This is a genomic window from Elizabethkingia bruuniana (assembly GCF_002024805.1).
Classification (GTDB): domain Bacteria; phylum Bacteroidota; class Bacteroidia; order Flavobacteriales; family Weeksellaceae; genus Elizabethkingia; species Elizabethkingia bruuniana.
Genome location: NZ_CP014337.1, coordinates 3,576,183 through 3,590,297, shown reverse-complemented (window position 1 = coordinate 3,590,297; position 14,115 = coordinate 3,576,183). Strand labels below are relative to the sequence as shown.

Below are 14,115 nucleotides of genomic sequence, written 5' to 3'. Positions count from 1 at the left end.
GTTTGCTATTTATTAAGGGTGTATAAATTCTGATCCTGACATGGATATATTTTTTGTCTGTACTTGATCGCCTCCTGCCAACCGTATACATAGTATTGTAATGCTCCAATTTGACATTCCACCAACAGGTGCATCAGAACCTTGCGCATGAGCAGGCATTGCATACCAGCCATCCCATTTTTTAGGAGTAGAAGGTCCTGGCTTTTGTTTGCTATTGTCTGTGTCGTAGTAAAACTTTTCATACTGCTTATAATTCGCTGAATCATAAGAAACCCCAGCTGAATATCTCCAGTAAGTAGTATTTTGATTTAAATCAACATTACACCATCCTTCGGTATCATTTTGATGGGTAGTAATATTCAATTGGCCTCTTAGGAAATTTTCTAAATCAGCATCAGTGTTGGTACTACCTGCGGGAATAGTAAGCAATGTATAGCTGTCCCAACTATCAGGAATATAATTTGAGAAAATAATCCCCTGTGAACCCATTTCCATAGTTTTGTTGCCAGAATTGTCATAGACATTGAAAACAAGCTTTCCATTAACGATGCCCATTTCAAAACCTAGTACCCCATTCGGGTGATGCATCTGAATTAAGCCTTTATCGATAAATGCTAAAGGAGCTTTATTTTTATTCGCATAATTAGTACCTAAAAAGAATCTAACCGAATCACTACCTCGATCAGTAACACCAGTCATTCCGGCATTCCCTCCATTTACATCACCTACGAGCATTGTCCCGGAAGCCACTACATTGCCGTCTACAGTAGTATTCATAAAAGAAGTTAACTGACTTACTCTGTTTGCTGTATTCTGCGCATTGTTTGCCTGTGCCATTGCAAGTGCTGTCTGCTGCTCGTTTTGCTTGATTTTATTATCAACATCCTCCGGTGCAGGTGTCCAGTCTGTAGACTTGTTACCACTTTCCAACTGTAGCCATGATATTTCAATTCTGCCTGTTAAAAAGGTCATGTATAATTTTTCAAAATTGCCACTGTTAGTAAATTGATGTGTAACAATAGTTTCTGTTGTTATGTTAGAAGTATTTGGTATTTCCTCGTAACCTGTACCATTGTAAAACCTAATATTTCGACCATCGCCTTGTCCTTCAAGTCTTTTAATTTTAAAGGATAGAATGAGTAACCCTTGTTGAACATTGGAAGTATTCCACTTGCAATATTCAGTTGCATTGGTCAATTGAAATCCCCCAGCTTCCAATTGTAATGATGCCCCACCGCCCATTTCTACAGGTGTTTTTTTGGATTGCAATATTAAATTACGACCTCCTACCTGTACATTATTAACCAAAGTTTGGGCGTGATTTTTCGCTGTCTCCATTTTTGCGGTTGCATCCGCAATGGCACGAGCTTCCTCGGCATCTACTACGCCATCTGCATAGGCATTAGCGGCGATTTTTGCAAGATTATCCTGTGCATCAGAGTAAGCTTTTGCAGCGGCTAAATTATTTTGAGCTTGTTGGATTCTTGCGGCTTCCTCGATGTCTATTTGTCCATCAGCATAGGCTTCTAGTTGAATTTTTAGAAGATTATCCTGTGCAGTTGCGTATGTTTTAGCTGCATCTGCTTTATTAGTAGCATCTATAATGGATCTGTTCTCAGCTTCGGAGATTTTTTCATCAGAATAGGCTTTGATTATTGTTTCTTTGAGTGCATCTTGGGCATCACTGTAAGCCTTGGAGGCTGTGACACTGTCGGTTTTGGATTTCAAAATGCTTGATTCCACATCTTCTGGTGCAGGTGTCCAGTCGGTGGCTTTGTTGCCACTTTCCAACTGTAGCCATGATATTTCAATTCTGCCAGTTAAAAAAGTCATATACAGGCCTTGAATATTCCCGGAATTACGGAAGCTATACGTAACAATAGTTTCCGTTGTTATGTTAGAAGTATTTGGTATTTCCTCGTAACCTGTACCATTATAAAACCTAATATTTCGACCGTCTCCAGAGCCTTCAATTCTTTTAATTTTAAATGACATAGTGAGTAACCCTTGTTGAACATTGGAAGTATTCCACTTGCAATATTCAGTTGCATTTGTCAATTGAAATCCACCAGCTTCCAATTGCAATGAAGCTCCTCCGCCCATTTCTACAGGTATCATTTTGGATTGTAATATTAAATTTCTACCTCCGACCTGTATGGCATCAATTTTTTCCTGCACCTGGTTAAGTGCCGGGCTATCGGATGCAAAGGTTACTTTTCCCTTAATTTCAATGCCGTTTTCATTGAAAGCAATATAATCACCGCCTACGGGTGAAGTCCATCGACCGATGCTTATTTCTTGCGGGTTGATCTGAGCAAAGCCATACGTCATTTTACACACACGGAACCCGTTTTGGATAGATGAAATATAACCCGCTTCAAAATGGAAGAAATCCGGGTCTTGCTCTACTGTTATTTGATTAGGTGTTACAAGTATGTTTGCATTCGTTCCATTACGTTGGCATTTAATATAAACATACTGGTATACTGCACTAAGATTTAAAATTGTAGTTGCAGGAATGTACCATGTGCGGGGCGTATCTGCTATTGTTGCATGAACAATTCTCCCGGAAGTATATCGTAGTGAGGTATAGTTATTTTCTAAGTAGAAATTAACATCAGGCAGAGCGAACTGCTGCATGCGTCCTCCTAACGAAATAAGCTTTGTATTTATGGATGCAGGCTTTATATTGTTTACATCAAAGTAACCCTCGGAATCAAAAGTTTTTTCCGAAAGCTCTAATCCGAAATAATAAGCAGCACGAGCAGCAGCAGCATTGTACCGTTGCTCTTTAATTATTGTTTGTTGTTGTTTTTCCTGCTTATAAAATTGCCGAACAATAGATGAAGTATAGGTAACATCGGAAAAGTCCGGCTGTACATCATACGGGTTTTGTAGGTCTTCTGTTAATCCGGTTATACGAACATCAGAATCCAGACTAAATTCAACAGATTTTAAACGGATCATGGAACCCAAAGAAAGCTGATAATTCAACGCTTTAAATAATAACGGATCGCTTTCACCTGTATATGTGAAACGCTGAGTACTATTTAAATTTAAATAATCCTGTCCTTTGGCTTTTAGTAAGGCTTCTGCATTAGTTACATATTGAGCCGGCATTTGGATATCCGACAAAATATAAGTATCACCAACAGCCGGACGTATAACATTGGACGGAATATTCCACGCTTTTTCCTCTTTATTTGGTAATAGAGTAAATGTTTTAGTTTGGCTATTGTAACCGTACTCTTTAATTTCCAGTATATACCCAGCTAATTGCCCGGTTTGGAAAGTTACTTTAGCAGAAAGCCCTTTGATAAGTACTGTTGTATTACCGTGTCCATCGGTTGCGTTTAAATCAAAATCAATAGTGTTATCCGTAAATACAAAAGGATTGTTTGCATCCACAGAGGTCACCGTTCCGATTCTATGCGGGTAGATATCGTCAAAAGTTTCGGTATGTTCAATCACTCCATATTTATCAATATTCTTTTCTAAATATGGAACATCAATTCTAAGGCTCTTTTGACCGTTACGATATTTTATCGGTAAGTTTTTATCTGATCCTTTCACACGTAACCGGGTTACAATGGAAGCATCCGCCAAAGGTGCTTGTGTAAGTGTTTTTAATCCTTTATTACGCCCGTATTCAAGTGTAATATTTGCCTGTGGTTTTCTTTCGGTAAAATGTATGCTTTGGTCTGCATCAATCCAGTATTCCAATTTAAATTCATCGGCAATTTTTGCAAGTGCAGAGAGACAATTTATATCGTCAAAGCTAACAAGCTTTGTTTCGGTATTATCAATGATGCCTTTTGTCCATCCTGACTGATCTCTGTTTGCATTTGTAATTACCAGATCAATCATTTTTTCAGCCGTTCCCATAATATCAAATGTGGGAACAGTAAGATTATTTAATTCATCATAAAATAGCATTGAAACATCAGTTAAACGATATTTAACTGATTTAAAATTTAGAGTGTATTGCCATTCTTTTGTCGATTTCTGAACAATAGTCGGAGAATCTAAAAGATAATACCTGCGTCCTTTTACATCTACATAATCACCCATAGCAAATTCAATCTTTCGCACTAATGCAAAGGACATATTAACCAATTCCTCACCCATGATCCGGGAAGTTATTTTTCCGGTTGGACGAATATTGGCAATAACTGTATTTCCTCTTTTTATATCGTATCTCATGCGAATTTAACTTGTATTGTTAATTGAAATTTTACAAACACTGTTGGCACATCTTTGAGCCTTTTTAGTGACTTTACAAAGCCACTGGTTTTTTTATAGAATACCTTGTACGTTTGGGAATGGTCATATATGTAAAGGTCTTGCCATCCGGGCTTTGCGATTTCTGAAAATAACGCCTGATAATAAAACCAGAAATCACCATCATCCGGAGCCATCATAGCGCAACTGAGTGTTACTTCCTTATCTTTAAATTTTGGTGAAGACAAATCATATTCCTGCCCGTTTTCCTCCGCCCAATCATTGGAAAGGCTTTCCTTTCTTTCTGGATAATCTAAAAGCCCGGCAGTTCCTGTCTGAATAACTAAATTAAAATCTGATAACAGATTTTTACCGTTTAGGGTATCTTTAAATTTATTTGCATTCATGGTTATTACTTTATTATTCCCGCAGCTTGCAGGGCTTTATATTCTTTAGTCAATGATTCTCCCAAACTATCAATACCTTCATCGATATCGTGTAGTTTTTCGGTATTGTCTGCCGTTCTACGGGTATTCTTTTCAATATCCATTTGTACGGCTAATTGACGACTGGCTACTTCCATCATTGCTGCAAAGCCATTTTTCATTATTCCGTTACCTTCCAATATAGCCAGACGCATTCCTGCGGTATTACCTGATAATAAATCAATGCTTTCCTGTGATGCTGCTTTATATGCTCCCTGTAAGGAATTAGCACCGCCAATTTCGTTACCGATATTTATTCCGGATTGGTTGATTAAGTCCATGTAATCCTTTGCCTCTTTGGCAACTTTCATATACATTTCTTGGAACTGCTTCCTTTCATCATCCGTAAGCACACCGTCACCCAGATATTCTGCCAAAGCATCCTGAAGCTTCTGCATTTGTGGCTCGATCACTTTTGCCTCCATTCCGGCAATAATCCCTTTCCGCAAAATATCTTCAATATCATCGGCAAAATCTGCAAAGGATTTCTTTCCGGATAAAATACCCTCACGTATAGAATCCCCGATATTCTGGGCGGTTACTCCGGTAATAGTATCTTTATACTGCTTTTCAAGTTCCCGGTTCATTTGTTCGATAGAACCGTATTCTTCACGAAGCTTTAGTAATTGGTCATACGCTGCTTTAGCGTCTCCGGTTAGTGGCTTTTCAGCGTTAAGCTTTGCAAGACGATCGAAAAGTTCATCTGTTAAACCTATGGTTTCGGTTAGGTCGTTGTTTACTGGTGACTTAATGCCAAAGAACTTTTTCATAAACTCGGACATCCCTTTGAATGGGGCAATCTTATAGCCTTTCAAGCCTAACAGATCACCAACCTTTGCCATATCTTCTACGGCTCTTGTCTTTCTTCCTATTCCTAAGAAACCACCGTATTTTTCCGTGTGCATACCCACAACAGTGTCGGCATTTAAAAGGCGTTTTAAAACGGCTTCCTGATCACGGATTATAGATTCTTTATTCTTCGTATTGGCTGCCATTTCATCCTTGATATTCTGGATGCGGGCTTTATATACATCATTCAGTTTTAATTCGTCCAGTATACGCTTACGGAGCATTTCGTTATAATCCAGACCGGACTGAAAAATAGAATCATTATATTTTTTGATTTCCTCCCGTGCTTTACGTTCTGATTCACGAGCTGCTTTGCCTAATGAGAATATTCCAGCAATCGCATTAAATGTTTGACTTATCCCTCCGATAATGTCCCCAGATGCAAACGAAGCAAAGGCTCCTGCTGCATTTTGTGCGATGTTCATTATATCTCCTAGAGTATTTAAAGTATCTGCCAGCCCCTCATTAGTATCATCAACAGAACTTGCTATAGCTTTAAAACCTGATGCCATTGCTCCCGCAATATTTGAAGCCATCTGAGCTTTTTTAGCAAGAATATCTTTTAATTTGCCGTTTACAACTTCTAAAGCTTCACTTTCCTCTTTAATATCAGTGATACCTTTTTTTTGTTTATCCTGAATCCTTCTTATTAAAACATCCTTTTGTTGTAAAAGTGCTTTTTCTTCTACTCCAATATTAAATGTGGATTTTATGGCTTTTGCCCTACCTATTTCGGTTGCAATAAATTTTTGTTGTTCTGTATTTAAATTATTCTTAGCTAGTTTTATATATTCTTCTAAGGAAGCAATGCGAATAGCTAGTTCACGTTTTGTAATCCCCAGTAAATTTTGAGAAAATCTTTCGTAAATTGTTGATTTAGCATACTCCGCAGATTGAACAACATCAATTTCATGTTGTTTTTCCCTCTCTAATTCAGCTAAAAGTTTAGCAGCATCTTCAGGAGATAATTTTCTTTTCTCAATTTCTTGACGAAGAGTAGCATATCTGGAAGTAATCTCAGTTATCTTTACTTGTAAAGATTGATGAGTATTAATTACTTCAGTTACCATATTGGTCAATTCCTGCTTTTTTTCAACCCATTTTCCCGTAAGCATTGCGTACACACCATTACTTTTGCTTTGTCCGTCGTTTTCAGCTTTAGTAATTTCTTTTTCCAGATATGAAATCTGATCTGCAAGTATTGGAAGCTTTGCCAAAGCTACTTCTACAGAGCGAGTTGTATTTTCCAATATTGGCTTATCTCCTCTAAGCTCTTTTATTTTTTGGTTAAGCAGATCAAGGTTTTTCTGTTGCCCTTCAGAAAGTACACTACCAGAGGAAACAAGATTGTCAAATACTGATTTTTGGTTTTCTAAGTAATCGAAGTATGATGCTGCAAGCTTTTTGAGTTCAGGAAACTGTTTATTTGCAGCTTCTGAACCATATTCTTTTTCATACGCATAATATTTTTGCCATCTGGATTCCATAGCGGAAACCATTTCTTCAAAGCTTTTATACTTAACAGCATTTTTCTTTTCTTCCAGTTCAACTTCCAATGCATCACGGCGTTTTTTTGCTTCTGCTTCAGAAACAACCTCTCCGGTGAAATATGGATTTCCTTTTTTATCCTTAGTTTTTCCGAATTGATCTATTTTTTGAAGCCTAACCTGTCCGTCTTTTATTTTATCCAAAGCTTCATTGTACAGGCTTATTCTGCGCTCTAAATCCTTTATAGAGCCATCTGGATAAATTTCAGCCATCTGACGTTCACGCTCTTTTTTGGTTCTTGTCTTTTTACCAAGAGCAGCATCTAACTGTTTTTGTAATTTTTCTCTTTTGGCTACCAATTCCGCTAAAGCACGTGTACCAACTGTACCATCATTGATTTGTTTATCTAATGACGATATTTGATCTCTTAACCATTGAACAGTACCACGTTTTGCAGGATCAGTTGTCATTTTAATTCCGGCATCTGATAATTTTTTAGCAGCCTCATTAGTATGTTGAATATTGGCATTAATCATTTTCCACTGATCTTGGAAAATTTTATTCATGTCGTCAACCGTTTTATCACCTAAGCCCATGGGAGAAAGAATATTTTTCTCTGTCCACCTTCCTACACCTCCAAAAGTAGCTTCATTATAGCGTTTATTATTAGCCATTACTTTATCGTAATTGGTCAAATATTCTTTCCATTTATCCTGAGCAATTTCCAATTCAGCAGCAGCCCTTGCACGTAATTGCATCGCTTCAATAAATGCAGAGGTATTTTTTACAAATAAATTCTCAGCATCTGAAACAGAATAAACTTTTACACCTAATTTTTCAAAGGCTGCCGCATTATCATGTATATACTGTTCTTTGGCTTTGATATCGTCTGCTAAAGCATTCCATTCAGTTTTCATTTTCTGATACTGAATGATAGGGTCTGCAAGGCTATTAGCAATTGTTTCGGTCATTTTTTTGTGATCTGCTGCCGTTTGGGCTTGTGCAGCCTGCCATGATTGCAAAACAGCTATCAAAGCAACAATAGCAACGGAAAGCCCCATTGTTATAGTTGCGGTAAATACCTGTGCAGCAGTTGTGGAAATTCCTAAGGATGTTGCAACCTTTAAATTGGCAGCAGCCCAAATTTCCTTTGCCTTTGCCAGTACAATTGTACTGAATGCAGATTTTTTATTTAATGCATCACTGATTTGTTGTAACCCGATGGTAATTGCCAGTAATGATTGTACTTTCAGCATTATTTTTTGGAGATTCTCTTCTTCTACTCCCAATAATGCCATTACGCCCTGAGCAACGCTTATTGTACTAATAAGCATATTGAGACCTTCGACCTGTCCCTGCAATAATGTATTGCCGTCTTTAATGTCATTATTTACTTTTTCTGATGCCTCTTTAAATTCCTGGGCTTTTTCCTTTAATTCTTTATATCTATCTGAACCTTCCTGACCGTTTGCAGCCAATTGCTTTAATTCATCATTAACATCACGCTGTTTTTTTGCAAATGATTCTGACTGATCTTCGGCTGATTTAACCAACTGGCTCATCTGCTCTATAACTGAGTTGTAACCATCAATGGTTATTTTTAAATCATCAGCTTCTTGTTTTATTTTATCATAAGCTTCACCTTTTGGGGTCTTAGATAATTCTTCGTTCAATTGTGCATGGGCAGATTCTATTTCCTTTAACATAGATTTAAAGGCATCAAGAGTATTTTTGGATTGAATTATACCTTCCTGAAATTCCTTTCCTTTCTTTGTAAACTCCCAATCTTTGCCAATATTTTTCACTGCATCGGCTAAATCTCTGGCACCTTCAACACCCAGAACCTGAGCAGCCGCCAGTTCCTGATAACGTTTTTTTATTGCGTCAACGGAATCATCAACATTCTTTCCGGAGGCAATCATTTTATTATACTCTTCCAGTAATGCCGGAGTATTGAGAATAAATTCTATATTAATTGATTCGTCTGCCATGATTATTGAATTTCTGCACCGAAGAAGTTTTCGAGTTCTTCATCGGTTGATATTGTTTTTGGTGCCTCTTTACTCTTTTTCAGTTTTGGAGCATCAGCAAGCATTAATAGTAATTGTGTAAATGGAGTGTCCAGTATTTTGTTTTGGCTCCAACCTGTCTTTTCTGCAATTGTATAAATGAACCCTAAGACGCTATGAAAGCTTTCGCTTTTTAACTCGCCTTTTCCGTCGGACTCAGATTTGTCATCGGTTTGGTTATCCTCATCGTCTTGATCAATCTGATAGTGGCTATAAAATCCTCAACACCACCATGAGTCATTAATAAATTGAACAGAAATAAAAAATGTTGTTCGGTAAGCTTTCTGCGTAACCACCACGCCAATGGTTTGTGAAACCAGTTTAAGTATGGAGAATTCAAAAAACCTAAAGCAACAATTTCATGAACCTTTTTTCCATGATCTGCATAAGCTTTGATAGCATCCGGAAGGCTCAAATCTTCATCATTGATTACTCCCATTGAAAGGTACTTTGATGCTATTTTTAATAGCGTTCGCCCTGTAGGGTGAAATAGTACCAGTTTTATTGTTTTCTTCTTAAATACCCTAAGAAAAAGAGGTGCCGTGACTGGCACTGGAACACCTCTTTTTAAAAGTAAATCGGGAGCAAGCTTTTCAATATCGATTGCTTTCTCGTCCATTATGGTAATTTTTTAAGCTGAGGCTGTGATAAAACTTTAACTGTACAATCAATTAATGCAATACCGTTTCTCACCAGTTTTAAATTTTTCTTTGCGATAACCTTTACCTTTGGATATGTGATCTGGTGACCACTGTCTGTTTTGAAGCGTAATGCTGTTACAAAACCTAAGTTTTTACCAAATGTAAATGCTGAATCTACTACAGTTCCGGTTGGGAAAAGCTTTTGTAAGGTTACAGTATCGAATTGGAAAGTTGAAAATTTCCCGTTTGTTGCTCCGGGTTCCACCAAAGATTCAATTGGATCATCATCCTGATCGCTGAATTCATCCTGAACGTTTGGATCATCATCGACAAACTCAACAGAGTTTCGATAAGTTTTACAAAGTTCTGTAAACTTTGCATCTGCCGGAATAGAGCCGTCAACTTCTACAGGTGCGCTCTCCAATGCTTTAGTTCCAAATAATGTTGACATTTTAATTTAAGTTTAAATGGTTATTAAATAGTTTTAATTACTCCTGAGGAGGGTTGCTTCCTTTAGCCAATTCAGATTCCTTATCGGTTATTGCGGCTTTTAGTTTATCAACTCTAATCATGTGATGAGGGGGCTTACCGAATAATTCCGTATATTTTTCAACTAAAGCCGGGCGTTCTGCATCGTCTTTTTTTGGATCAGCATCCTTTTTTGTTTTTTCACCCTCAGAATCCTGCTCATCATCAATAAAGCTATCTTCAAAACCTCTGGTGAATTTTTTCACATCTTTGTTTTTTAGATATCTCGCTTGATCCTTTGCTTTCTCTTCGTCTGTGAAACCTTGACTATCTGAGGTAACAAAGATTTCATCTAAGTTTTTATGTGTTGCAAAAATTGCAACTGCCGCCGCAGCGAATACGTTTTTAAATGTTTTTGACATGATATATTTTTTAAAATTCTACTAAGTTGTAATTGGCACCTATGCCGAAGTATGGCAGTAGTTTCATGGTATTACCATCTTTTGCAATACCATATCCGGCATTTAATCCGAATCCGAACCGTTTTTGGGGCTTTTCTTTGATCCTAAAGGATTTTACACCATTTATGGTTACTCTGGGATCATCAGAATACATATCAATGTAATTATGTTCTGCTCCCAGAAACCAGTTTTTCTTTTTATACCGGACATCATTCATCATTATATTGTATGACATCTTTACAGAATCAGTGTCCGGATAATAGGCTAAATCAAGATACCTGTCTTTATGTGTTTTAATGGTTTGCCCCGAGGGTGTCTGCTTTGTAAATAAAGCCAGTTGCGCTTCAAGCCTACCGTTTATTTTAGTGACCTGATCTATTTTATCTAAGCTTATTTTTAAAGCTTTCTGAATACTATCTGCATAGGTTTTATCTAATGCAGCTATTTTTTCAGAATTAGTATTGTTGATTATTTTTTCATTAAAGACAGTATGTGTTACACTGTCTCTAGTATATTTTTCAACAACTTTGTTATTACCCCCCTGAGTTAACAGGGATGTCATTTCATTTTCCTTTTCAGCTCGTTTTAATTCCTGTTTGATATTTAATCCAATGCTTGCAAGCAACAGAATAACAACAAGAATAAAAGCAAAAATATTGGCTGTTAGTGATTTCATTGTTGTAATGCTTTTGTAACTAATGGTTGGGTTAATTCTTTTGTTTTTTTCTCTTTTTCTTCAAATGAATCTGATTTCTTTTTGTAGAAAATCATAGCTTCATAGGTATCAATCCTTTTATTACGCTCTTTTATTATTGTAAAATAAAGACTGTCTATTTTCTCTGAGCAGTCATCTGTCTGCTGCTCTTTGCGGTTGTAAAGAACTCCAATAACACCTCCAAATATTAATAGAAGTCCTATGAGTAGCCCGATAACCACCGCCTTAGGGTCTTTCCTGATATCTTCTTGAGAATAGGGCTGCGGTAGTTCTGGAGACATATTATTTTTGTTTTCTATAATCCCAACGGGTTGGTTGCTTTCTAATGTCGTAGTGTACGAAAGTGTCATACAATCCTAAACCTCCATTGTACATTTTGCCTTGTGAGATTAGTTCTAAAATTGTAGCTCTTACCTGTACCGATGTCATTCCGGGAACTCGAATATCAGCAGCAGATGCTGTAAGGTGTTGAGATTTGGGCGCACCACCTACACGCTTATTATAAGTAGGACTACGATATCCACTATTTACAGTAATAGGTTTTCCCAGATAATCTCTTAATACTTGCAAATTTTCAGCTACCTTTTTTACGTTAGGTATATAAGCTTCCGGTACTTGATTTCCATCGTGGCAGGCAAACTCTTCGGATTTAAAATTATTTGTAAGTTTCATGGCTTGTTTTAGTTTTTAATAAACACCCGGAAGCTTTGACCCTTCCGGGAGTTGGTATAATAGATATGAAGAAGAGTTATGCGGATGCAGCTTGTTTTAAGACTACAAGACCTTCAAAGTTTTTACGTCTTGCACGCCCTCCAACTCTTACAAGGAACGAATACACATCACCGTACATGGTTGGTGAACCGATATCTTCAAATGCTTTAGTTGTACCAATAGCTTTTTCAAGCATATTTTTATTCCATGCAAATATTCCTTCGCAATCTGTAGGAGCTACAACGGAACCGTAAGCTTTAAATGATTTATCCTCAGCCAGTGTATAAACACTTGATCTTACGAAAATGTTAAAGCCTTGGCATTTATACATAATTCCTGAGCGTCTTTCTGCTTCAGTCACAGCAGCCATATAAGTTGCTGTAATCGCAGATTCCGCAGGGAACATTTGTGTAGCAGCATCAGGAGTTAGCAGTACGTTCATCACCCCTTCATTCCAAGCCTTTTGCTTGATCAAAAAGTTTCTAAGTTTTTGAAGGTCTCCAATTGCGTATGCTTTTCTTTTTCCTGTCGATCCTGCTAACCCGGAATCAACAGCTGCTCCGGAAGTTTCCAGAATACTGGCAGTTGGCAGTGTTGCATTATCTCCGGTCGGTGATACGATAAAGTTTGTCAGCATACCCTCGGCAACTTCTTCAGATAAGTTTTGCACATCCTGATCTAATACACTTCTACGCTTATCATAGGATAATTCCACTGTTTCAGCATTTGGTATATATACAGGGTCTGTTGTATACTCATCGATTAAATAAAGAACTTGTCCGTCCGTCCTTCTTTTTGGAGTAGCAGGAACCTGAGTTCTGTTTTTTACTACAGCAGAAGGATCACCAGCTTGTGGAAGGTGAACAATTGTTCCGTTGATAATATTATCAGAAGAAACATCTGCAACCTGTGTTAGAAAGCTGTTATCTTGTGTTAGTTTTTCTTGGATTGTGGAATCCCAAACTTCGATTTCTAATGGCATTGTTATGAGTTTTTATGGTTATTAATTTTTATTTTTTGTTAGGTTTTCTACCATATTGCTGTTCAAACCTTTGCTCGTAATACTCCGGATGCTTTGATTTTAATGTCGCAAGGTGATTTCCTTTATCAAGCTGCTCCCAGCTTAATTTTTCGTACTTCTCTGTCGTAGATTTTCCATCGGTGCTTTCGATAGCTTCTTTTACAGTACCTCTCTTTGGTAGGGTGTTTAGTAAGTCTATGCGTTTTTCCAGTGGCAATTCTTCAATAGTAGGAACAGCAGCAGCATCGATTCTACCGTCTTTTAATGCCGCAGTCTTTAAACCTTCGTAATCAGCCTGAAGCTTGGCATTCTGTTTTGCTTCCAGTGCATCATATTTTGTTTTTAACTCTGTAAACTGAGTTTTTGACGCTGTTAATTGTGATTCTGTCGCTTTAATAGCGGTTAGGATTGCTTCCTCCGTTGATCCTTCAGGGAGTTGCAAATGCGCAAGTAAGATTTTCATTGTTTTATTGTTTTCAAATGGATTAACGGTTTGTAATGAAAGGCAAAGGGATTTGATATCAGCCTCAGAAAGCCTTTCTTCGTTCATGTTAAATAATGCGATTGCATTACCGTTAGATGGTACTGCTACAATTGAGACTTCAAACAGTACACATTTTTTAAGAATAAGTTTTCCGCCTTCATTAACCAGATCAGCAGGATCGAACATAATTCCCAGTGAACAACCTTTAAGAGTTCCTGATAATACTTTTCTGACAACTTCTTCACCTGCCGGGTCTTTTGTATCAAATGCAGGGCGCATTAAAAGTTTACCGTCCTTAACTTCGATATCAATCCATTTACCCAGTACATCCTTTGTATCATTAGAATGATTATTGAGACAAACCGGATTTGTATCGAATCGGCTTTTTAAATCGATTCCTGCGGTATCAACATAGAATCCGTACGAGTTTCGGACTTGTTGATCGTTGGTTATAAATAGCGGAGCTTTATTCATGGTTATTAGCTTTTTTATTTGCTTTTGT

General features: G+C 37.4%; 11 protein-coding genes. All 11 read right to left on the bottom strand.

Annotated elements, in window-relative coordinates:
* Positions 1-12: 12 nt before the first annotated feature.
* Entirely contained in the window at positions 13-4,203 is a 4,191-nt protein-coding gene (locus AYC65_RS16815; RefSeq protein WP_059333857.1) for a hypothetical protein, read from the bottom strand.
* Entirely contained in the window at positions 4,200-4,628 is a 429-nt protein-coding gene (locus AYC65_RS16810) for a hypothetical protein (protein WP_034869649.1), read from the bottom strand. The genes AYC65_RS16815 and AYC65_RS16810 overlap by 4 nt, the downstream gene beginning before the upstream one ends.
* A 5-nt stretch (positions 4,629-4,633) precedes the next feature.
* Complete coding sequence (locus AYC65_RS16805; protein ID WP_079114102.1) at positions 4,634-9,034, bottom strand: hypothetical protein; 4,401 nt, start codon at positions 9,032-9,034, stop codon at positions 4,634-4,636.
* A gap of 211 nt (positions 9,035-9,245) precedes the next feature.
* Positions 9,246-9,731: a hypothetical protein gene (locus AYC65_RS16800; protein ID WP_052114728.1), complete on the bottom strand. Its 486-nt coding sequence runs from the start codon at positions 9,729-9,731 to the stop codon at positions 9,246-9,248.
* Positions 9,731-10,204 (bottom strand): hypothetical protein, encoded by a 474-nt coding sequence (locus AYC65_RS16795; protein ID WP_034870407.1) that lies wholly within the window; start codon positions 10,202-10,204, stop codon positions 9,731-9,733. Before AYC65_RS16795 ends, AYC65_RS16800 begins: the two co-directional genes overlap by 1 nt.
* Before the next feature lie 37 nt (positions 10,205-10,241).
* On the bottom strand, positions 10,242-10,643 hold the full coding sequence (locus AYC65_RS16790; protein WP_034870408.1) for a hypothetical protein: 402 nt from the start codon (positions 10,641-10,643) through the stop codon (positions 10,242-10,244).
* Positions 10,644-10,653: 10 nt separating this feature from the next.
* Positions 10,654-11,358 carry a DUF6808 domain-containing protein gene (locus AYC65_RS16785; RefSeq protein ID WP_034870409.1) on the bottom strand — a complete coding sequence of 235 codons (705 nt, stop codon included), beginning with the start codon at positions 11,356-11,358 and terminating at the stop codon, positions 10,654-10,656.
* Positions 11,355-11,678 carry a hypothetical protein gene (locus tag AYC65_RS16780; RefSeq protein ID WP_034870410.1) on the bottom strand — a complete coding sequence of 108 codons (324 nt, stop codon included), beginning with the start codon at positions 11,676-11,678 and terminating at the stop codon, positions 11,355-11,357. The genes AYC65_RS16785 and AYC65_RS16780 overlap by 4 nt, the downstream gene beginning before the upstream one ends.
* A gap of 1 nt (position 11,679) precedes the next feature.
* Positions 11,680-12,069: a YcbK family protein gene (locus tag AYC65_RS16775; RefSeq protein ID WP_034870411.1), complete on the bottom strand. Its 390-nt coding sequence runs from the start codon at positions 12,067-12,069 to the stop codon at positions 11,680-11,682.
* A 76-nt stretch (positions 12,070-12,145) separates the two neighbouring features.
* On the bottom strand, positions 12,146-13,090 hold the full coding sequence (locus AYC65_RS16770) for a hypothetical protein (RefSeq protein WP_034869334.1): 945 nt from the start codon (positions 13,088-13,090) through the stop codon (positions 12,146-12,148).
* Between the two features lie 28 nt (positions 13,091-13,118).
* Entirely contained in the window at positions 13,119-14,087 is a 969-nt protein-coding gene (locus AYC65_RS16765; RefSeq protein WP_034869333.1) for an HK97 family phage prohead protease, read from the bottom strand.
* Positions 14,088-14,115 lie beyond the last annotated feature (28 nt).